General features: G+C 43.0%; 17 protein-coding genes. 1 reads left to right on the top strand and 16 read right to left on the bottom strand.

Annotated elements, in window-relative coordinates:
• Positions 1-10: 10 nt before the first annotated feature.
• From BP27_RS0100350 to BP27_RS0100310, 9 genes are all read right to left on the bottom strand, one after another.
• Positions 11-2,044 carry a methyl-accepting chemotaxis protein gene (locus tag BP27_RS0100350; RefSeq protein ID WP_027849844.1) on the bottom strand — a complete coding sequence of 678 codons (2,034 nt, stop codon included), beginning with the start codon at positions 2,042-2,044 and terminating at the stop codon, positions 11-13.
• 82 nt (positions 2,045-2,126) lie between these two features.
• Positions 2,127-4,061 (bottom strand): TIGR00341 family protein, encoded by a 1,935-nt coding sequence (locus BP27_RS0100345; protein ID WP_051610041.1) that lies wholly within the window; start codon positions 4,059-4,061, stop codon positions 2,127-2,129.
• Between the two features lie 27 nt (positions 4,062-4,088).
• Entirely contained in the window at positions 4,089-5,498 is a 1,410-nt protein-coding gene (locus tag BP27_RS14690) for an HDOD domain-containing protein (protein ID WP_150112000.1), read from the bottom strand.
• A gap of 154 nt (positions 5,499-5,652) precedes the next feature.
• Positions 5,653-7,752: an ATP-dependent DNA helicase RecG gene (recG, locus tag BP27_RS0100335; RefSeq protein WP_027849842.1), complete on the bottom strand. Its 2,100-nt coding sequence runs from the start codon at positions 7,750-7,752 to the stop codon at positions 5,653-5,655.
• 4 nt (positions 7,753-7,756) lie between these two features.
• Positions 7,757-8,662, bottom strand: coding sequence for a hydrogen peroxide-inducible genes activator (locus tag BP27_RS0100330; protein WP_027849841.1), 906 nt, complete (start codon positions 8,660-8,662; stop codon positions 7,757-7,759).
• Between the two features lie 102 nt (positions 8,663-8,764).
• Positions 8,765-10,651, bottom strand: a complete 1,887-nt coding sequence (gene dxs / locus BP27_RS0100325) for a 1-deoxy-D-xylulose-5-phosphate synthase (RefSeq protein WP_036238918.1) — start codon at positions 10,649-10,651, stop codon at positions 8,765-8,767.
• A 15-nt stretch (positions 10,652-10,666) separates the two neighbouring features.
• The gene (gene ispA / locus BP27_RS0100320; RefSeq protein ID WP_027849839.1) at positions 10,667-11,539 is read right to left on the bottom strand and encodes a (2E,6E)-farnesyl diphosphate synthase; all 873 of its coding nucleotides are present in this window, start codon (positions 11,537-11,539) and stop codon (positions 10,667-10,669) included.
• Positions 11,539-11,784: an exodeoxyribonuclease VII small subunit gene (locus tag BP27_RS0100315; protein ID WP_027849838.1), complete on the bottom strand. Its 246-nt coding sequence runs from the start codon at positions 11,782-11,784 to the stop codon at positions 11,539-11,541. The genes ispA and BP27_RS0100315 overlap by 1 nt, the downstream gene beginning before the upstream one ends.
• Before the next feature lie 13 nt (positions 11,785-11,797).
• Entirely contained in the window at positions 11,798-13,192 is a 1,395-nt protein-coding gene (locus BP27_RS0100310) for an FAD-binding oxidoreductase (RefSeq protein ID WP_027849837.1), read from the bottom strand.
• Positions 13,193-13,410: 218 nt separating this feature from the next.
• On the opposite strand from BP27_RS0100310, the gene serA reads away from it, so the two are divergent.
• Positions 13,411-14,640, top strand: a complete 1,230-nt coding sequence (gene serA, locus BP27_RS0100300) for a phosphoglycerate dehydrogenase (RefSeq protein ID WP_027849836.1) — start codon at positions 13,411-13,413, stop codon at positions 14,638-14,640.
• A gap of 76 nt (positions 14,641-14,716) precedes the next feature.
• Here the strand turns inward: serA and BP27_RS14685 are convergent, their stop codons facing one another.
• The 7 genes from BP27_RS14685 to BP27_RS16575 form a co-directional block, all read right to left on the bottom strand.
• A complete protein-coding gene (locus BP27_RS14685; protein ID WP_051610037.1) occupies positions 14,717-15,916 on the bottom strand; it encodes a murein transglycosylase domain-containing protein in 1,200 nt (399 codons plus the stop codon).
• A gap of 87 nt (positions 15,917-16,003) precedes the next feature.
• Complete coding sequence (locus tag BP27_RS0100290) at positions 16,004-16,597, bottom strand: LPP20 family lipoprotein (protein WP_027849835.1); 594 nt, start codon at positions 16,595-16,597, stop codon at positions 16,004-16,006.
• Positions 16,598-16,624: 27 nt separating this feature from the next.
• Positions 16,625-17,680 carry an LPP20 family lipoprotein gene (locus BP27_RS0100285; RefSeq protein ID WP_027849834.1) on the bottom strand — a complete coding sequence of 352 codons (1,056 nt, stop codon included), beginning with the start codon at positions 17,678-17,680 and terminating at the stop codon, positions 16,625-16,627.
• Positions 17,681-17,683: 3 nt separating this feature from the next.
• Complete coding sequence (locus tag BP27_RS0100280) at positions 17,684-18,310, bottom strand: penicillin-binding protein activator LpoB (RefSeq protein WP_027849833.1); 627 nt, start codon at positions 18,308-18,310, stop codon at positions 17,684-17,686.
• A 31-nt stretch (positions 18,311-18,341) separates the two neighbouring features.
• The gene (locus tag BP27_RS0100275) at positions 18,342-20,051 is read right to left on the bottom strand and encodes a COG3014 family protein (RefSeq protein ID WP_211251262.1); all 1,710 of its coding nucleotides are present in this window, start codon (positions 20,049-20,051) and stop codon (positions 18,342-18,344) included.
• A gap of 39 nt (positions 20,052-20,090) precedes the next feature.
• Positions 20,091-20,282 (bottom strand): hypothetical protein, encoded by a 192-nt coding sequence (locus BP27_RS0100270; protein WP_211251261.1) that lies wholly within the window; start codon positions 20,280-20,282, stop codon positions 20,091-20,093.
• Positions 20,282-21,277, bottom strand: a complete 996-nt coding sequence (locus tag BP27_RS16575; protein WP_051610035.1) for an alpha/beta hydrolase — start codon at positions 21,275-21,277, stop codon at positions 20,282-20,284. The genes BP27_RS0100270 and BP27_RS16575 overlap by 1 nt, the downstream gene beginning before the upstream one ends.
• Positions 21,278-21,447 lie beyond the last annotated feature (170 nt).

Raw genomic sequence — 21,447 nt, 5'->3', positions numbered from 1 at the left:
TATTACAAAGTTAGTATTTAAAACGACCTATTAGGTTATTTAACTCTTTAGCTAAAGCTTCTATTGCTTGGCTGCCTTCGGATGTTTCATTCGCACCCTGTGTGGCTTCATCGGCTAGCTCACCTATACGGTTAGTATTACGCGCCAACTCTTCGGTAGTAGCAGACTGCTGTTCAGTAGTAGAAGCTATTTGTAGGTTCATATCTTCTATTTGGCGCATTTGTTCAGCAATTTTTTCTAAGGCAGCTAAACCTTCATTGGCACTTTCTACGCTTTCTTCAGAAAGATTTTTACTCACACCCATGGCTGAAACAGCATCGGCGGTCATGGTCTGTAATCTTACAATGGTTGAGCTAATTTCTTCCGTTGAGGTTTGGGTGCGGTTGGCTAGGCTGCGAACTTCATCAGCAACCACAGCAAAACCTCGCCCATGCTCTCCTGCACGAGCAGCTTCAATAGCAGCATTTAATGCCAGCAAGTTAGTTTGCTCTGCTATGGCTTGAATAGTAGTAATCACTTCTTCAATTTCACTACTAGCGCCTTCTAATTCAGCTAGTTTTTGTGCTGTTTTTTCAACTTCGCCCGCTTGGCCGCTAATGGTTCTAGCTACACTTTCAATCACCTTGCTGCCTTCGTCAACGTCTTGTCGCCCAGCTTGAGTAGCAGCAGAGGCACGTTGAGCGCTATTAGCCACTTCTTGTACCGTTGCTGTTAGCTCATCCATTGCCGCTGCAACCTGGTCTATTTCACTACGCTGCTGACTTGCACCTTGCGAGGCACTGCCACTGGTATGCTCTAACTGAGCTGAAGTGCTGGCTAGGGTTTGGCTATGATCTGCTAGCTGAGCAATCACTGTTCTTACTTGTTCAGCAAAGGTATTAAAAGCAACACTAAGGCGCGAGACTTCATCTTTACCCGTTACTGCTAAACGGCGAGTTAGGTCGCCTTCACCACTGGCAACGTCTTCCATCGCTGCAGCCGCTGCTTCAATTGGACGTGCAATACTTCGCGCCAGCCAATACATAGCTGCCATTAAAACAATTAAGCCAGCAATTCCAATAAAAACAACCTGTCGAACAATGGCATTCACATCTTTAAGCACTTCGCTCATAGGCATGGCCATAGCAAAAGACCAGTGGCTGCCTGTTTTCCCTAAAGGAATAGGAACATAAACAATTAAAGCGTTTTCATTAAATAAGTCGTTATACATTTGGGTTGTATAGGGTTGAGCTGCTTTAACGGCATCAGTGGCGGCTTGTAACTCATCGCCCATAAAGTCCTGCTCTGTATCTAGCATGTTTTTACCTAGACGGCTGGGGTCTGGGTGACCAATAATGATACCTTGTTGACCAAATAAGGCTGATACACCGCCGTAATGCTTGGTACCGCCCACAAACTTTTGCAGGTTGTCTGCTTTAAAGTCAAAACCCATAACACCTAGGAACTCGCCATCTATAATTATGGGTACCGCAGCCGAACCCATGAGCACTTGATCGCCTTCTATTTCGTAGATGTAGGGATCGATAATAGCTGACTTGCGTGTGTGTTTAGCTACCTGATAATAATCGGCATCCACTGCATCGTAGCCAACAATGACTTCGTTTAAAATCTGGCCTTTATGGCGAACCCAGTAGGAAGCAAAGCGCCCGGTGGCATCGTGACCTTCGGTATTTTGATAAAACACATCAAGGTTATCGAGTGCATTGGGCTCCCAAATAGTCCAAGTTCCCAGCATGTTAGGGTAGTTTTCTAAGTGTGACTTTAAAAAACTATTAATAATTTTACGCCGCTGCATGGCAGGGAACTGCTCAACTGTTTTAACTGCTGTAACTAAATCTTCTATGCCGCCTAAACGAGTCATTAAATTATCTACAATTCGCTCACCTTCAGCTAAAGCCAGCTCCTCAGTAGAAATGATTGCTTTCTCGGTCACCGCTTTATCTATAGTCACATGGATAAATTGGATGATTCCTAAGAAAATCACTAGCGTTAGCGGGAAGAGTGTAAAAATTAACTTCCGAGTCATAGTTAACTTCGATAGCATTATAAAATTCCTTCTAAGTGGAAACGTCTTTGTTGCTTTATTCTTTGTACTTCTAAGCTTACATGCATTTTAACTCAATAAGCTAACGCACCAATACTAAAGTTGCCTCTAAGCGTATCTCTTGTTGCAAATCATCTTCTATGGCTTGCTTTATCAGGTCTAGCTCCGCTAAATCGATTGGTTCTGAAGCCAGTAAACGAGCAGACACTAACAAAACATCACCTGGTTTCACGCTAACTTCCTTTAAGGTTACGCTAGCAAACACCTGTCCTTCTAAACGGCTAGTTAAACCATGCTCATTCACCATGCGCACAAAACTGCTGGCTAAAGGAATACTCACCAGCACAACTAGTACTAATGCAATAATTAAACCTCTACGCGCCAGCTTAAAAGGACTAAAGCCTAACACCATAAAAGTGAGGGCAGCCGCTAAAACTATGCCTGCCAAGTTGGTTAAAAAGAGTAAGAAAGCACCCCAAAAGACTGCCCAATCGAACCAACCTATACCTATACCTGCAACAGCTAAAGGCGGAACTAGGGCTACGGCTATGGCAACACCAGCCAAGCTTTTAGCCACTTCTGCGCGTGAGTGAGCATAGGCACCTGCAATACCAGAAATAATGGCTACGCCTAAATCAAGCAGTGTTGGGCTAAGCCTTGCTGCAATTTGTTCGTTAATCGACCAAAGCGGAATCAGCCAGGTCATCACTGTTGCGCAGGCTAAAGCTAGGCCAACTCCTAGGAACAAGGATCGCCCACTGTCTAGTATTAGCTGTTCATCTTGCCTCAGCGCACCCATAGAAAAAGAGATAATCGGCGACATTAAGGGGGCTAAAATCATGGCACCGATAATCACGGGTGCTGAGTTAGCAAATAAACCAATCAGTGCTAGCAGAGTAGCTAACACCATTAAAGTTAAATAAGCCTCTGAGGTTTTAGCGTTTTCTTTTAAAACTAGAAATAAATCTTTAAATTCATCCGTGCCTGCATGATGTATCCAGGGCAAAGGGTAGGCAACCAGTTCACGGCGAGCTTCACCTGTGGGCAAGCCTTTAACTCTAAAAGATTCTTTACCGCTGGTTTTGTTATTAGCCAGATCACCCGTATGCAAATAATTCCCTAGCAGGTTTAGTGCACCTGCTTTAACTTTTAACTCGATGGTGTCACTTTTATATTTTTGCCCATCTACAATATAGGTCACCGGCTGGCTGGCTTCTATTTTTACACCAGTGCTTTTTATTACACCTAGGTATTTAGGAAGGCGATTAACGCCTAAAAAGCCAAAAAACACTGAGGCAATCAAAAAGCTAAAGGCTTGCATTAAACTGCGTGGTGATAAAATTAGTAGGTTCAGCTGGCAATCATCGGCTTGCACTTCATCAACCACTCGACGGGCAAAAGCACTAGCATCGCCTCTATCAACGGCTACCATGCCTAAGGCTGCTGTTTCTAAAACTTTGTCTTTGTCCGTGGTTAACGTAAAAGACCTTAGGCGAACTTTATTAAGGCTAGCTAACAAGCGCTTAAACCTGAACCAACGAGATTTCAGGCTTTCAGTTTTAGAAGAGGAACGTAAACCAAAAGGATCACCAATACTGACTGCGTTAAAAACCAGCTTTTCATTACAGTAAAGCTGGTCAACGGCTAAAGGTTCGGCTGCTAGGTCTAATTCTTTTAGGGCTTTATCTAGGCTGGTGCTGAATTTAAAGCCTTTAGCTACTTCTTTCATTTCAGGGTGGGGTAATAAGCCTAGCACCCATTTTTTTTCAATTACATAAGGAATGCATTCATAAAGCGCTTCATCAGGCAGGTAAGTCACCACACGCGTGCCTTCAGGCCAGTTAGCAAGCTTTTCGCCAGCCGACCAAGCAACTAGGCTAGGTGGTTCTTTTAATAGAGGTAGAATTTTGTCTTCGACTGTTTCTTCAATAGATGAGTCGTAAAGCAGTATAAATGGCGGCATGGTGGTTAGTTTTTCCCTAGCAAAGCGGTTATTTCCATGGTTTTTTTCTGCCAACTAACCAACCAGTGTTATAGCTATTAATCAGCGCTTAGTAGTGTCTAGCAGTCTAACCAGGTCTTCCATTTGATCACTAGGCAGTTCTTCTAGCTCTTGCCTTACCTCTAAAGCATCTTCTGGCGTTAGCTGTAAACGATCATATACGGCTGAGGGAATGCGTGTTAAACCCTGCTCCCAGCTAGGTTGTAAATACTGTTCTGCCAAGTAAAGCAGGTTAGCATATTTAAAATGCTCGCCTGTGTAATGAGGGTTGTGCTGCTGCCTTATAGCAATGCACATTTCATTGGGTAAACTCCAGGTGGTGAACAGGTAACTGGCTATTTGTTCACGGGTAATACCAAACAAAAACCTTTCAAGGTACATGGAGGGTACATGCGGGTTAGCTTCTTGATTACGGCAATAAAGTGAAAAGTAAGGCGGAAAAATTTCAGCCAATACTAGGTAACCAAAGTTATGTAGCAAACCTGCCAAGTAGGCTAAACCTGTATAAGGTCGTGCCAAAGGCGGCATTTTTTTAACGAACTTTTCTACCAGCAGGGCACGCAATAGGGCATCACGCCAAAAGTGCTTATGACCATGCACGCCATCTTTAGGTAGGCGTATTTGTTTAGACAAGGCTAAACCTAGGGCTAGGTTCATGGTTAAATCAAAACCTAACACTCGAATAACGGCATCTTGTATAGAGCGAATGCTACCCGGCGCACCATAATAGGGTGAATTAGCCCAACTGATAACTTGAGAAGCTAGGCTAGGGTCCATTTCTATAACATTGGCCAATTCTGTGCCGCTTACATCTTCTTTAGATTTTAAACTTAATAGGTGTTGTGAACTTAAGGGCAGGGGTGCTATTTCAATGGATTCACTTAAACGTGCTCTGACTCGTTGCTGAGTAATAGCTTCCACGGCTGAGCGTATTTCACTTTCATCTCTATGGGGATGATCTAAATTAGGTTTGGTTTCTGTTAAAGGTAGCGAGAACTTATCTTGCTCTGCTTCAGCCGCTTCCGTTAGTGATTGGTATTCTTCTTTTGTAAAACGCAGGAGTTTTTCTGGGTTACCCGACTCTATAAACACCCAATCGCCTTCAACATAGCTTAGGTCAACACACAAGGGCATAGATAAAATACCTGGCAAGGCAGGCAGCGACTGGATTTTTAAATCTCTTAGTAAAGAACGTCGATAATCGGGCGAACGAGCACGCCAATCTGTTCCACCTGAATTGAGTTTTTGTAAATCAAGCAAACAGTGGGCTGGATAAACTGCTTGTAAATTGAACCCGTCTACCGCTTGTAAAAGGGTGCTTCGAAGCAGTTGATTAGGGGTGGCAAGACTTCGTGGTACAAGTCGTTGCAGTAAATCTTCACTGCTTAAATCAGCAAGACTGTAGTTTGGCTTAATTTGCATGGTATTTTGACTCATTGACCCTGAACTCACTAACGACTCCTTGAAGCCTTGAACATGAACCCTTGAACATAACAAGAAGCTGCAAACCACCTTGTCTGCTAGATTAAAAATCACTAATAAAACTTGATAAAATAACTAGGCATAGAGTAAAGGCTAACTGGTTAAAAGTCGACTATTCCACTGGCTATACCTGTGCAAAACGCACCTTATCACCTCGCCAACGAGCCAATAACTGCTGGGCTATTTCTGGTGTTTCTTCTAGCAACTTTTGGGCTTGGGGTTTTAAGTTAGCCAGCAGATCTGTGTCACGCTTTAGGTCGGCTATACGCAACTCTATTTCACCCGTTTGCCTTGTGCCCAACAACTCACCCGGCCCACGAATTTCTAAATCTTTTTGCGCCACTATAAAACCATCATTGGTTTCACGCATCACTTGTAAACGCTCCCGCCCATGAGCAGACAGTGGCGGATGATAAACTAAAACACAAAAGCTGGCGGTTGAACCACGACCTACCCTGCCACGCAACTGGTGCAGCTGCGCCAAACCTAAACGCTCGGCATTGTCGATAATCATTAGGCTGGCGTTAGGTACATCAACACCCACCTCTATCACTGTGGTTGCGACTAATAGCTGGTATTCACCCTGCTTAAAAGTCTCCATTACTGCCGCTTTTTCGGCAGCTTTTAAACGGCCATGCACTAGGCCGACTTTTAATTCAGGCAAGGCTTGGCGCAGTTCTTCAGCAGTGACTTCGGCTGCTTGGCACTCTAAAGCTTCTGATTCTTCTATTAAGGTGCATACCCAATAGGCTTGCCGTCCTTCTAAACAGGCATGGCGCACTCTTTCGACAACTTCATTGCGGCGTGTATCGGGCAGCACCAAAGTGGTAACTGGCTGTCGACCTGGGGGTAGTTCATCAATAACGGAAATATCTAAATCAGCATAAGCACTCATGGCTAGGGTGCGCGGAATCGGCGTTGCTGTCATAACCAGTTGATGTGGTAAAAACTCTCCCTTGACGCCTTTATCACGCAGGGCTAAACGCTGATGCACACCAAAACGGTGCTGCTCATCAACCACCACCAGCGCCAAACTTTGGAAGTTGACACCTTCTTGAAAAAGCGCATGTGTACCAGTTAGCAGATGGATTTCTCCTGCCGCTAAACGAGCTAAAACTTCTTCGCGTGCCTTGCCTTTCATACGCCCGGTTAACCAGCCTACATTTAACCCCAGTGGCTCAAACCAGTGTTTAAGGTTTTGAAAATGCTGCTCTGCTAAAAGCTCTGTGGGTGCCATAAAGGCAGCTTGGTAGCCTGAGGTAATGGCTCTTAAACAGGCCCTTGCTGCCACTAGGGTTTTACCCGAACCCACATCACCCTGCACTAGGCGCAACATGGGATGAGCAAGTTGCAAATCATAAAAAATTTCTGCCGTTACTCGCTCTTGTGCCTTGGTGGGTTTAAAAGGCAAGCTAGCCAAAAAGCGTTCTTCTAATGAGGTGTCGCTAGCCACTTCATAAGGTAAAAGCGGGCAAGCAGCTTGTGATCGGCTTTGTTGGCGTAAAAGTAACATGCCTAATTGTTGGGCTAACAATTCTTCTAAAGCTAAGCGTCTTTGAGCTGGGTGCAAGCCGCTTTCTAATAAGGCTAAGTCTGCATCGGCAGGCGGTTGATGCAGGTAATAGAGTGCATCGGCTAAGTGAGGGAAGGCTTGCTCTTGTTGAATGGCTAAAGGCAATAGCTCTGTAGGTGGGTGGCTAGCTAAATAGCTGAGCGCTTGTTCAACCAACTGTCTTAATCTTTGCTGTTGAAAACCTTCGGTAATGGGGTAAACGGGGGTGAGACGTTGCTCTAATTCTGGTACTGCAAGGTTTTGATTTAAAACTTTAAATTCTGGGTGGTATATTTCTAACCCCGTAGCACCAGGCCTTGCTTCACCATAGCAACGCAGCTGATTACCTGGCTCTAGTTGTCTTTTCATGGCGGCTGAAAAATGAAAAAACCTTAAACCTAACAAGCCTGTAGCATCACGAATACGAACTAACAGGCTGCGTCTTCTCCCAAGGTGTACTTGGCTAGACACCACTTCACCTTCCACTACCGCAGTGCTGCCAACTCTAAGACTAGCTAAGCTGCTTACCTTGGTGCGGTCTTCATAACGTAAAGGTAAATGGAATAATAGCCCCTGCATATCTTGAATACCTAAGCGCTGAAGCTTTTCTTCAAGGGCTTTGCCAACACCTTTTAACTCGGTTAAGGCTAGGTTTTGCAGCAGGGCCGACATGATGTTATACCAATTTTAGCTGTGCCACTGCCTGTACTAAAGCTTCAATAGCTTTAGGGCGTGGAAAGCTAGCTCGCCAAGCTAAAGCAACCCTTCTTGAAGGCACAGGGTCAGCAAAAGGGCGACTGACTAAAACATCGGGCGCGTACTGGTTCATACCTATGGCTGAGTAGGGTAATACAGTAATACCTAAACCTGAGGCAACCATGTGGCGTATGGTTTCTAAAGAACCACCTTCAGCAATTAAGCCTTGGCGCGGGTCTTTCATATTAATTTCTAGCGCGGGGCAGGCTTCTATCACTTGATCTCTAAAGCAGTGTCCTTCTCCTAGCATTAATAGTTTTTCACTAGGTAGGTCGCTAATGGGAATTTCTTTTCTTTTTGCCCAAGCATGGCTTTTAGGTAGCAGCACTTCAAAAGGTTCGCTATAAAGTTCACGCGTTACTACATCAGCCTCGGTAAAGGGCAAGGCAATAATAATGGCATCTAATTCACCTGAACGCAGCTTACGTCGCAACACTGCCGTGTAGCTTTCTTCTATATAAAGCGGCATTTCAGGCGTTAAGGTTTGTAGCGTGGGTATAAGGTGGGGAAAAAGGTAAGGACCGATAGTGTAAATAGCACCTAGACGCAAAGGTGAAGTCAGCTGGTTTTTTCCTTCTTGAGCCATTTCTTTAATAACAGACGTTTGCTCAAGTACCTTGTGAGCTTGTTCAATTATTTTTTCGCCGATGGGTGTAAGCTGAACTGCACTTTTACTACGCTCAAATAGTGCAACACCCAGTTCTTCTTCTAGTTTTTTTACTGCAACACTTAGCGTTGGTTGGCTAACAAAACACCGCTCTGCTGCGCGTCCAAAATGCCTTTCTTGTTCCAGCGTAACAATATACTTAAGTTCCGTTAGCGTCATAGGCTTTTACCTGCTGGTTTTAATTAAGAATTTAATTCAAAAAGTATGGTGCATTAATTAAAATAATCAAGGAAAGTGTTTTTAATTCCTTAAACCTATGACTTATGCCAAGCGTTGCTGAATTGCTGTTAATACACCTTGGGTATCTAACCCCCAGTCGGCTAAGAGTTCTTGCTGCGAACCTTGGTCGACCCAAGCATCAGGCAAACCTAAGTTAAGTAACTTTGGCTGTAAATTTTGGCTGGCATAAAATTCATTAATAGCACTGCCTACCCCACCCATCAACACATTTTCTTCTAGGGTAACTAATAAATCATGGTCTGCGGCCACTTCTAGTAGTAGTTGTTCATCTAAGGGTTTTACAAAGCGTAGATTAACTAGCGTAGCATCGATTTTTTCTGCTACTTCTGCCGCTGTAGCTACTAGGCTACCCAAGGCAAGTAGGGCAACTTTTTTACCCTTGGTGCTGCCTGCTTTGCGCCTTAGTTCGGCTTTACCTATAGGCAAGCTAGTTAAGTTTTCTTCAATTAAAACGCCCGGCCCTTTACCGCGTGGGTAACGCACTGCTGCTGGGCCTTTATATTGATAGCCAGTGGTCAACATTTGGCGGCATTCATTTTCATCTGCTGGAGCCATAATAAGCATGGACGGTACACAGCGTAAAAATGAAATATCTAAGGTGCCATGGTGAGTAGGCCCATCTTCACCCACTACACCTGCACGATCGATAGCAAAAAGCACATCTAAGTCTTGCACTGCCACATCGTGTATCAGCTGATCGTAGGCTCTTTGTAAAAAAGTAGAGTAGATAGCCACCACTGGCTTCATGCCTTCACAAGCCATGCCTGCTGCCAGGGTAACAGCATGTTGCTCTGCTATAGCAACATCAAAATACCTTTCAGGGTATTCACGCGAGAACTTAACTAAATCTGAACCTTCACGCATCGCCGGCGTAATACCTAATAAGCGTTTATCCACCGCGGCTGTATCGCATAGCCACTGCCCAAACACATTGGAGTAGCTGGGTTTTTTAATTGTGGGGGCTTGTTCTGCAGTAGGTTTTTCTAACTTACTTAGTGCGTGATAACCAATGGGATCAGCTTCGGCGGGAATAAAGCCCTTGCCTTTTTTAGTGACCAAATGCAGAAACTGTGGGCCTTTTAAATGCTTTAAGCTTTTAAGGGTGTTGATTAGCTCGGGTAAATCATGGCCATCTACTGGGCCAATATAATTAAAGCCTAACTCTTCAAACAAGGAACTGGGGCTAATAAATGACTTTACCTGTTCTTCTGTTTTAAGGGCTAATTCCCAAGCTAAGGGCAGTTTAGAAAGCACTCGACGACTGCCTTCCCTTAAATGATTAAAAGGTTCACTGACCAACAGCCTAGCTAGGTAGGTTGCCATACCGCCCACGCTTTCTGAAATAGACATTTCGTTGTCATTCAAAATAACCAGTAAATCTGGCTGAAGGTGACCTGCATGGGCTAGGGCTTCAAATGCCATACCCGCAGTTAAGGCTCCATCACCTATTACAGCAACGCTGCGGCGCTTATTGCCTTGTGCTTTAGCTGCTAGCGCCATGCCCAAAGCGGCACTAATGGAGGTGCTTGAATGACCTACACCAAAAGCGTCGTAATCAGATTCACTGCGCTTAGGAAAAGCTGCCACGCCATTTTTTTGGCGAATGGTTAAGAGCGAGTCTTTACGACCGGTTAAAATTTTGTGCGGGTAGGCTTGATGACCCACATCCCAAACAAGCCGATCATCTGGGGTGTCAAATACTGCGTGGAGCGCAACCGTTAATTCGACAACACCTAAGCCTGCACCAAAATGGCCTCCTGTTTGGCTAACACTCCATAACAACCAGGCACGCACTTCACGCACTAACAAAAGCAACTGCCTTTCTGATAAGGCTTTTAAATCTGCTGTTTGCCTAAGGGCATCTAACAAAGGTGTTGGGGGTGCTTGTTTGGGCAGGGCATCAAACATGAAATAAATTGCTCATTAAAAATTACGGTTAATCGACCAGTTAGCTAAAGCAACTAAACTGCTCCATTCACCTGATAAATTATTCAGACTAGCGCAGGCCTGCTTAACTAATTCTTGTGCTTTTTGCTCTGCACCTTCTACACCCAATAAGCCTGGGTAGGTCGCTTTGTGGAGCAGGGCATCTGAACCAGTTTTCTTGCCTAGCGTAGTCTCATCACCTTTCACATCTAGCAGATCATCTTGCACCTGAAATGCCAAACCTAAAGCTTTAGCGTAGGTGTCTAGGGTAGTGAGTGTAACTGCATTAGCGCCAGCAGCTAAACCACCTAGGCGCACCGCAGCTCGAATCAGCGCACCTGTTTTATGGCTATGTAAACGCTCTAGCTCTTCTAGGCTTAATTGTTGACCTTCACCTTGTAAATCTAACATTTGTCCAGCCACCATGCCTTGTGTGCCACTAGCTTGGGCTAGGGTTTTTACCATGGCCAAAGCGGAAGGCTGCTGCTCGTCTGCAAGGGCTTCAAATGCTAGGGTTTGTAAAGCATCGCCCACTAGAATAGCGGTGGCTTCATCGAAGGCTTTGTGGCAGGTGGGCCGACCTCGCCGTAAGTCGTCATCATCCATTGCGGGTAAATCATCATGCACTAAGGAGTAAGCATGAATTAACTCAACAGCCATGGCTGGACGATCACACTCAGCTAAGCTTACCCCTAAGGCTTGCCCTGTTGCATAAACCAATAAGGGCCTTAAACGCTTACCACCGTTAAGCAGGCTGTAGTCTAAGGCTTGTTTAAGTAGCTCACTAGGGCCTGCCGTTTCTGTCAGTAGTTGGTCTAGTGCAGCATTAACACGGGTTGCATAAAGCCTAGTTAACTCTTCTAGCTGCATCAAATGTTTCCTGCTTCAGGCTTGAGGTTAAGCGGCTCAAAATGGGCTTGGCCTTTTTGTTCTTGCAGGCTTAATACACGCTGTTCTGCTTGGGTTAGCTGCTGTTGGCAAAGGCGAGTTAAACGCACACCCTTTTCATAAGCTTGTAAGGAGTCTTCTAAACTCAGCTCACCCGATTCCATGCTCGCAACCAGCGTTTCTAATTGTTGCATGAGTTCTTCAAAGTTAGGCGGTTCTGTATTCAAGGGAAAACTTCCTTTAGCTGTCTAGCATTTTGCCTGGGTTCATTATCTTGTTTGGATCAAATGCATTTTTAATGGCTTGCATATAAAGGATTTCTTCTGGGCTGCGACTAAAATGTAAGAAGTCTTTTTTCACCAGACCGACACCATGTTCTGCCGAAACACTTCCACCAAAGGCTTGCGTTATAGCAAACACCTTGGCACTAACCTGATGGCATTTTTCAAAAAACTCTGCTTGATCTAGGTCTTTAGGTTTTAGGATATTAAGGTGCAAATTACCATCACCTATATGACCAAACCAGACTATCTCAAAACCCGGATAAGTCTCTTCCACAAAGGTATCGACCGCCTGTAAGAATTCAGGCACTTTAGAGACAATCACTGATAGGTCATTTTTATAGGGCGTTTCGTGGCTAATGGTTTCAGAAATAAACTCACGCAAACTCCATAAGTTTTGTAGCTGGGTTTCATTCTGGCTAATCACACCATCTTCTACCCAAGCATTTTCCATGCACTCTTCAAATAGCTGCATGGCAGTGTCCATAACACCTTCGTTTTCAGCTTCAAACTCTAGCAGAGCATAATAAGGCGTTGCTGTTTCAAAGGGGCGTTGCAATTGATGGTGAGCCGTTACTTTGGCCAGTGCATTTTCTGAGAAAAATTCAAAAGCAGTTAAGTCCATCGTATTTTGGAAGGTTTTTAGCACTTCCATAACCGCTGACATACTTGGCACACCTAACACCATGACGGTTAAGTCTTTGGGTGTACGAGTGAGCTTAATGGTTGCTTCTGTAATAATACCTAAGGTGCCTTCTGCGCCAATAAATAAGTGGCGTAAGTCGTAGCCAGTATTATTTTTAATTAAGCCTTTATTCAGGTTTAAAATTTCACCTTTACCGGTGACTACGGTTAAACCCAGCACCCAGTCACGCGTCATGCCATATTTTATTACTTTAATGCCACCGGCATTAGTGGATATATTGCCACCAATTTGGCTAGAGCCGGCTGAAGCAAAGTCGACTGGGTAGTACAAGCCTTGCTCCTCAGCAAAAGCCTGAAGCTGCTCAGTTATCATGCCGCCTTGAACCGTCACACTACGGTCAATAGGATTAAAGTCGACGACTTGATTCATGTAATCCATCACAAGAACTAATTCATTATTGGAAGCTACCGCACCAGCAGACAAACCTGTGCGACCACCTGAAGGCACAATAGCCACTTGGTTTTGGTTAGCAAACTGAACTATTTTTTGTACGTCTTCTGTAGTACGAGGAAAAGCAATGGCACGTGGCTTAGGCGAATGAATTTTTGTCCAATCTCGGCCATAAATATCGAGCGCTTCACCATCTAGGCGAACTCTATCTTTTCCAATTAAGGCTTCAAGGGTTTGTTTAATTTGCTCGGGTGTCATCTTGGCGGCTCTTTATAAGGTAATAATTAAATCTTAGGTTGAAACTATCTCAATTGAAACTATCGCAGTTTAAACTTGCGTCAAATTCACCTAGGGAATCTGTCTCTGGGGGCTGCATATTGATCTTGATATGGTAACATAGCTGCGTTAAGGCTGGCTTGCCTGCCCGCATTTTTTCCACCTTAGTACTACCTCTTATATCAGGACACTGACCTCTCATGCCTAAAACCTCACTCGACAAAAGCAAGATTAAAATTCTGCTGCTTGAAGGCGTTCACCAGACGGCTGTTGATAACTTCAAAGCTAGTGGCTACACCAACATAGAGTATCACCCTAAATCTTTATCGGAAGCAGATTTACTCACAGCCATTGAAGATGCTTACTTTGTCGGGATTCGCTCTCGTACTCAGTTAACAGAAGAGGTTTTTGCTGCAGCTAAAAAACTAGTGGCAGTCGGCTGCTTCTGTATTGGTACCAACCAAGTAGAACTTTATTCAGCTTTAATTCGTGGTATTCCAGTATTTAATGCGCCCTACTCTAACACCCGCTCTGTAGCTGAGTTAGTGCTAGGTGAAATGATTATGCTAATGCGCGGCATTCCCCATAAAAGCCGTGAGTGCCATAAAGGTGGCTGGATAAAGTCTGCCGAAGGTAGCTATGAAGTACGTGGTAAAACACTAGGCATCGTTGGTTACGGCAATATAGGTTCTCAGTTGTCTGTCTTAGCTGAAGCTTTAGGGTTAAAGGTTATTTACTATGATGTAGTGACTAAGCTAGCCATGGGTAATGCGCATCAGGTTGATACCCTAGACGAGCTACTGGCTCAGTCAGACGTGGTCTCTTTGCATGTGCCTGAACTGAATTCCACTAAATGGATGATTGCCGCTGAACAGCTAGGCAAGATGAAAGCAGGCGCACATTTAATTAACGCTTCACGCGGCTCAGTAGTGGTTATCGAAGACCTAGCCGACGTATTAAAATCTGGCCACCTTGCTGGTGCAGCAATAGATGTTTTCCCTGTTGAACCACGCAGTAACGATGATGAATTTGTTAGCCCCTTGCGTGACCTAGACAATGTTATTTTAACACCACACATAGGCGGCTCTACTTTAGAAGCACAAGAAAACATAGGTAAAGAAGTCTCTGAAAAGCTGATTCGCTACAGTGATAATGGCACAACTACTTTTGCGGTTAACTTCCCTGAAGTTGCTTTACCTGCCCACCCAGGCAAACACCGCTTATTGCATATCCATGAAAATATTCCGGGTGTGCTTTCAGAAGTGAACCGTGTGCTATCTGAAAACGGCATTAATGTGAGCAGCCAATATTTACAAACTAACGAAAAAGTTGGTTATGTAGTAGTGGATGTTGACCGTGAGTACAGCCAGCAAGCATTAGAAGCTTTAAAGAATGTTAAGGGTACTGTACGCAGCCGTGTTTTGTTCTAAGCCTTAACTTCTGTAATAAAAAACCGCAGCTTTAATAAGTCTGCGGTTTTTTTGTTACTTGTTTGTACACAGCTAGCTAAACTTCTGTTTGATAAGCCTTGTATCTAGGTGTTACTTTTTTCATATAGTTCTGTGTCTCAGCATAAGGCAAATCACTAACCAGCTTGTTAAAAACCTGTTGTGGCGACATTCTATTGATAGTGCCTGCCGCTCGCGTAATGTTGGTTCCTGCACCAAAAGCTTTAGCTACGTTTCCTGCACCCGTATTGTAGGCTGCAATAACACAGTAGGTACGGCTTTCAGGGTTTTCTATTTTAGATAAATAACGATAGTAAAGAATATTCAAATAAGCACAGCCCATTTTTATACAATTATCACTGTTATAAAGATAAGAAGCTGATAATAAGCGCTGCTTGCCATACACCTTTTCTGAGGCATCTTTACCTGCTGACCTAGGTACTATCTGCATTAAACCATAAGCTGGAATATGCGACTTAGCCATAGGATTAAAAGCACTTTCAGAGTGCATGATAGCTAACACTAAGGCTGGATCAATTTTTTCTTTTGCTGAGTATTTTTTAACAGCTGGCATAAACTGTTCATACTTATTGCTTATTCGTACACGACTTAAAGGAATACTAAAAGCAAAAACTGCTGCACCCGCTTGGGCTGCATCACGCTTACTACCTTTACCTGTTTCAGTGGCTGCCTTAACAACCGACTCTTGAACCTCCTGCTTGGTGGGATTAGCTTTTCCAGTTAATACATCACCCACAACAAACTCATTACTAACTCTAGCTTTTTCTTGGTGAGTGACACTGCTATCTACACGCTTTTCAACTCTCTGAAGTAGCGGATCACTTTTATAAGCATCACTAACTCTAGTGCCAGCTGTTTCAATCATCTCCTGACGAACTTTAGAACCCATGCCCGTAGCGTTTTTATCCGCTACCACCTCTACCGTCATGGTCCCTTTTTCATAATCAATTATGGTTCTGGTTTTCAGGTCGTCTGAATATTTAACGTAAACTGTTGAGGAGCCGATATTTTCATCACCCCAAACTTTTTTCACTTGGCCTTTAAACTGCTTAAACTCTTCATCTATAGCTTTTTGGTAGGCAGCAAAATCCTTTTCTAATTCAGCTTTGTAATTAGCAAAGCCATCATTCTGCTGCTTTTTATAATCTTCAAAACTAGGTGATGCTGCAAAAATTGGATTTAAAGGTAAAAATGCTGCCGTCACACTCAATCCTTGTAAAAAACGTCTTCTATCCATTTGTTGCACACCTATATCTTTTAAAAATTATTTGTAGAAACACCAGAGAATAAAAATTGGGCAGCTAAAGCTGCCCAGTTTGGAGGCTTAATCAAACTCTGCATCCATTTGTTTATCTAGCTCTTCCAAAGATTGCTTGCTTTGGAACTGTTGCCAAAGAGCTTCCTCATTTTTTAAGCTGGTCTTTAAACCATTTTTAATTGAAGCTGAATCTTCAACACCTACTAACAAGATTAAAGTGCGGTCAGGAGCAACCCAGCGCTTTAGCTGGCGACTTCCTTCAAGTGTTTGCTTAGAAACCTGTCGAGAAATATTTTCAAAGTTGGCTTCGTAAGTTTGGTCTTCACCAGCACCTGTGGCACGTGACCAGTTAGTTAATAAGTTTTGCACCTTTACTTGTGTTTGACGCGCTAAAGCATCACGAGCATTAGCCATAGCCATAGTGCGCTGCATATTATTATCATTTGCTACATTAGGCTTAGCTTCACCTATTGCAGCCATACCACCTTCAATACTAGGATTACAATACCACTCAGGGGCTTGAATACCTGGTGCATATTCACAATGTTCTACAAAGGTTGGTTGCACTGGTTGCTGCTCTACAACCTCTTTACCGCCACAACCAGTCATTACAGCAAAAGTTAGCGTTAAAGCTGATAGAGATAGAATGTTTTTTTTCATCATCGTTCCTTCACAAGTTTTAAGTAATTAAAGATTTTGGTACAAGCTTTCAATTAAAGAATCAGCTAGCTTTTCTGCTAATTCAGTTACTGCTTTATTATTTGCTACACTGGCCTCAGATGATACTGCACGAGTAGAAGCATTAATAACATGTAACGTACGGTTTTTAGCCGTATTTATTTTACCACTAGAACTCGCATCAACATAAACTAAACCATTACCACGCTTAACTTGACTAGTTTTTAGCTCTAGAACCAAACGTAAGTCTGGTTGACTATTAACTAAATTAAATCCTAGGTCAGTTAAAGCACTAGCCAGCAGAGGTGTTAAAGCTTTCGCTTCACTTGTTACTGCTTGTAGTTGAATACTTAAACTAGCCATTAATTTAGCAATTTCAACTTCGAGCTGCTCTACTTTCTGTTTTCTTGCTGCATCAGCCTGTGTAGCTGCACCCAAAAAAGTTAGTTGCTGCAACAATTGCTGCCTCTCAACCAACTCTTGCAAACTTGGTTTTAGATAGCGAACTCTATCTAGTTTATTAGCATCAGGCAGAGCGCCTCTTTTTAGAAGACGCTCTTCTAGTTGTGCTAATTCGGTTAGCAACTGCCTTGCTGCAGCTTGTGTATCTAGCTCTGCTAACGCCCAAGTTTCTTTTCCCTGTTCATTAACCCAAGTCTCAGTAGTTTTTATACCGCTTAATTCCACAGCTGGGGTTTTACTACTAATTTTTTGATTGAGGTTTTCTTGAAGCGTCATGTCACCTTGAAATTGCATGGTAGCATTTTTGCTATAGTCGGTTGAACTGCTAATTTCTACACGAATACTAGCCAGCAAATCCGCTTTGGCTTTGTCTTTGGCGGTTTCTAGTGCTCTAGCTTCTGACCCGTAAATTTCTGAGCTAGCAACACCATAAGCATAACCAGCACGCCTAGGCGGATTATGCACCCACTCTGGCTGAATAGAAATTGACTGCTTATTTCCAGCAGCTACCTGCGATGTTTTAGGTTGTTTTCCACTGCAACCAACTAAACTTAAGGAGAGCAAGAGCAAACCAGTTAAGAAATAATAAGGTTTATTCAACATTGCTTAAAACCCGAACTTACTACGTTTCTGTTGTTTTTGAAGCTTCTTCTGCCCCATCCAAACCTGCCTACCTGTTTGAATATCTAACAGTGTAAGATCGATTTGATAGTTGGTTACTCGTGTACCATCTAGCTGATCTACCCAAGAATCAATCGAGCCTGACAAAGCAAAATTAGCACCATGCTCTGCTGCTAACTGGGCGGCAGTATCTGCCGTAGCATTAAACTCTTGATCTTTGCGCTCTTCACGCAAAGCATCTCTAACATCACCACCCGCAACAAAATCTACACGGCCAGAGCGAATCATCGCACGACGCAGATCATTAATAAAAGTATCTACAGCAATATGTTCGTGTGAGCGGTTACGAACCCCCATAACGATCACTGTAGGTTGGCGGTTACGGTTAGGATTAGCTTCTGCCCAACGACTGACCCAAGGAAAAGACAACATATCATCAATCATTTCTTCAGATACTAAACGAGAGTCAGTAGCATTCCAGCGATCTGTTAAAGCTACTTCTTCTGCGGCATCTAGGCGCTGTACATTTGTACCACCACAGCCAGTTAATGCTAAGCTAGCTAAACTTATTAGTAGTATTGCTAACTTAATTACTAAATTATTTTTTTTCATTTTCTTCTCCATTATTAATAGCCATGTCAGTTTACTTGGTGTTTGTTAACTCAAAACCATTATTTTTACGTACCTTCTTTACCTTGTCTGGTATTGGCTGGCTTGGGTCTACAGCAAAGGTTCGTAAACGAACCAAATGAACCTTGCCTGCTTCAATTTTCACACTCTGTTTTTGTTCTATTTGATAACCAGCCACATCACTTGTTAGTTTTATCTGGTGGTCACCTGCGGGCAGCTGGGTACGTAAGGTACGTATCTCATAAGGTAGAGACAACCAAGACCGAGTATCTGCCGAAGTACTGGCACCTGCTGCTAAAGCACAAAGTGGCGCAGGCGCTCCAGTTTGCATGCATAGAGATAAACGCAGTGCTTCTATAGCCATAGCGTTAGTTAACTCTGCTTGGGCTGCAACCAAATGTTGAGCCATAGCCAAACCAGAAATATTATCGGCTAGATGCAAGTTACCAAGGTTTTTTCCATTTATTGTTAAATAGCTTTTTTTAACAGGTAGTTCTTCGTAGTAGAGCAGAGGAACACTTAAACGTATACCAGTGCTACTCATTGCTTCTAGAAGACCTATCGATTCCAAGGTAGAGCGTAACACACCTGGAATAGGCAGCTTTTTTTCATGACTAGCAGTTAGTAGCCCTAGGTAATCTTCAGCGCTAATTCTTTCAATGACACCTAACAGTCCCTTATCTGCATATAGGTAATAAAACCAAGCGAGTTGATAAGCTTGCTCTTTAGGTGTGCCTGTAACGATTGGACGAATAACTAAACGATTATTTTGAATTAAAACCCAAAGGTTAAGCTCTCCTCGCGGCGCAATCATATCCACTTCTTGTATTACTACTAGCTGACCTTGGCCTTTTGCTGACTGGTTTAGTTCATTGCGCTGATTTGAGCTAAGCTTATCTTTAGCAACTTTATTCCAACGTCTATCGCCTGTAGCTTTCAACATGCGAGCTGTATCAAACCAAGCTTGAGAAGCAGTGTGCTTATCTAGCTGATACTGCTTAACATAGCCTTGCTCATATAGCTTGGCAGATCGTTCATAACTAACTCTTGCAGAATCTCGCTCTCCCATTTTTTCAAATAGAGTGCCAATTAAGTAATGGCTAAAAGCATTGTCTCTAAAAACTAGCTCTTTTGGGTTTACAACACTGCCATTTACTGCTGCAAACACTCGCTGCAACTTATATAAAGCAGACTCTTTTTCTTCTTTGGCTAGCGCATAGTCACCTACTTTAAACACATTTTCATCTAATAAGATCATAGCTCGTCGAGCTTCAACTCGCGCAGAGTCTAACAATGCTTGTGTTTCTTGCTGAGAAGTAGCCTGTTCTGCTAAATAAAAATAATTCAGCATTTTAAAGTAGTTGATATACACCCGCTCAACTATATTGCCGCGATAGGTGGTAAAGGTAGCGTTAGTGGAAGCCCGAGTAGCTAAATCTGCAAAGCTAACTGTATAAAGCTCATCAGCTAGTCTGTCTGCTACCTCTAGATGCTCTAAACTAGCAAGATAATCTCCCTTAAGCTGATTAAGCACCCCTAACTCAACTTCTTTTAAGAGCTTGTTACGCTCCGCATTTAATAACTCATTCATTTCTGCTGCGGCTGCAGAGTACTCGCCATAACGTATCAGTGTTTTGGCATCTTCCATTTTATTTGAATGACTAGCACACCCCACCACCAACATAAGTAATGTGCAGGTTAAAAAATATTTTAGCAGCTTCATTTTCACTATTTTTACTTCCCTTAGATTCTTTTATAACAGCTAGTTTTTTATAGCTTTATCTAATCTTCGACCACCTGAGTCTGATTCTCTTTGTGATCTATCTATGCTTTCACGTTTCTTTTGCTCTTCATAAACTCTAATTTTTTCTTGCTGTACTGGATCTAGACTTGCACAGCCACCTACAAGAACAGCGCCAGCTAAGGCTAAGGTAACCCATAATTTATTCATCATTATTCCTTTTCTTTAATTTTAGTTAGCCAACTATCTAGGCATTCAAAAACTTGAGAGCGTTGTACTGCACCCTCATTTAGTAATTGATGCGCACCACCTTCTATTACTTGCGTGACAGCTTGAGGCAAAAGCCTATGTAACACACCCAAGTTATATTGCCAGTCTACCGTTAAATCTGCATCACCTTGAATAATTAAAGCATTCACATCTGAGGGTTGAGTGCTTTCTATCAATTTAATCCAGCACCCTAGCGCTCTAATCCAAGCTAGAGGAAGCTGCTTAGGCTGCAGACAATCTTGTTGCTTAGCAAACTTTAAAAACTCAAGGTCATTTGAATTAGCAGTAAACTTTCTGGGTAAATTTTTTATAAACAAACTGGGCAGCCACAAGTACTTAACTAACGTTTCTTGCCAAGCAACCGGCCTAACTAATGGCGCGAACAATAACATGAAATCAAAGTTGCTTTCTGTTAACTGCTGCTCAATTGCAATAGCTCCACCTGTTGAAAAACCACTAATTATCCAAGGGCGAGGAAATTTTTCTTCTTCCAACACCTTTATCAAAGAAGACAATACAAGCTGGTAATCATCAAAACTCTCAATACTCGCTCGCTCACCACTCGATAAACCATGCCCAGGCAAGTCTACTGTTAAATAACTAAGGTTATTTTTTAATACCCAGCGCTGTAAAGAAGGATAACTGGCACCATGGTCATAATAACCATGCAGGTGCACTAAAGTGCCCTCTGCTTCTTTAATCTCTTTATTGCTAGCCTTACTAGCTACGGGTAAAAAAGCTTGCGCCCATACTCTTTCCTTACCCAGTATTATCCACCCCGCTCGTGCTTTTCCCATTCCACTTTGGTCTTTTTTATGGGCTAACTGATAAAAGTTTAAATAGGCAGCATAGTCTTCAGGTAGGTTATCCAACCAAGGTGCATCTGCAAAACTATTTGGCCAAAGCCTTAGCCTTACTTTAAATTCAGCACACAGCATCCAGCCCTCCTTAGTATTTTTGTTAAAATTTTACAGCAGCCCTTCACCTAAAGGCAGGGTGTATTTCCGACTAAATTACTGTATCTTCTTTTAATTACTGAATTAAACAACTCTGTAAATTTACTACATAAAACAGTGCGTTAGCACTAACTTTTAGCAAGTTTACAGGT

Origin of the sequence: Marinospirillum insulare DSM 21763 (assembly GCF_000686905.1) — a bacterium.
In the GTDB taxonomy this organism is placed as follows: Bacteria; Pseudomonadota; Gammaproteobacteria; order Pseudomonadales; family Halomonadaceae; genus Marinospirillum; species Marinospirillum insulare.
This window is presented reverse-complemented; position numbering and strand designations above follow the sequence as displayed.

What these genes read in the sequence shown, in the direction of transcription:
- recG (WP_027849842.1), bottom strand. Translation starts at nt 7,752, where the DNA reads ATGTCGGCCCTGCTGCAAAACCTAGCCTTAACCGAGTTAAAAGGTGTT.
- BP27_RS16575 (WP_051610035.1), bottom strand. Translation starts at nt 21,277, where the DNA reads ATGCTGTGTGCTGAATTTAAAGTAAGGCTAAGGCTTTGGCCAAATAGT.
- BP27_RS14685 (WP_051610037.1), bottom strand. Translation starts at nt 15,916, where the DNA reads ATGGATAGAAGACGTTTTTTACAAGGATTGAGTGTGACGGCAGCATTT.
- BP27_RS0100275 (WP_211251262.1), bottom strand. Translation starts at nt 20,051, where the DNA reads ATGAAGCTGCTAAAATATTTTTTAACCTGCACATTACTTATGTTGGTG.
- BP27_RS0100280 (WP_027849833.1), bottom strand. Translation starts at nt 18,310, where the DNA reads ATGAAAAAAAATAATTTAGTAATTAAGTTAGCAATACTACTAATAAGT.
- BP27_RS0100285 (WP_027849834.1), bottom strand. Translation starts at nt 17,680, where the DNA reads ATGTTGAATAAACCTTATTATTTCTTAACTGGTTTGCTCTTGCTCTCC.
- BP27_RS0100350 (WP_027849844.1), bottom strand. Translation starts at nt 2,044, where the DNA reads ATGCTATCGAAGTTAACTATGACTCGGAAGTTAATTTTTACACTCTTC.
- BP27_RS0100330 (WP_027849841.1), bottom strand. Translation starts at nt 8,662, where the DNA reads ATGACGCTAACGGAACTTAAGTATATTGTTACGCTGGAACAAGAAAGG.
- BP27_RS0100290 (WP_027849835.1), bottom strand. Translation starts at nt 16,597, where the DNA reads ATGAAAAAAAACATTCTATCTCTATCAGCTTTAACGCTAACTTTTGCT.
- serA (WP_027849836.1), top strand. Translation starts at nt 13,411, where the DNA reads ATGCCTAAAACCTCACTCGACAAAAGCAAGATTAAAATTCTGCTGCTT.
- ispA (WP_027849839.1), bottom strand. Translation starts at nt 11,539, where the DNA reads ATGCAGCTAGAAGAGTTAACTAGGCTTTATGCAACCCGTGTTAATGCT.
- BP27_RS0100270 (WP_211251261.1), bottom strand. Translation starts at nt 20,282, where the DNA reads ATGATGAATAAATTATGGGTTACCTTAGCCTTAGCTGGCGCTGTTCTT.
- BP27_RS0100310 (WP_027849837.1), bottom strand. Translation starts at nt 13,192, where the DNA reads ATGACACCCGAGCAAATTAAACAAACCCTTGAAGCCTTAATTGGAAAA.
- dxs (WP_036238918.1), bottom strand. Translation starts at nt 10,651, where the DNA reads ATGTTTGATGCCCTGCCCAAACAAGCACCCCCAACACCTTTGTTAGAT.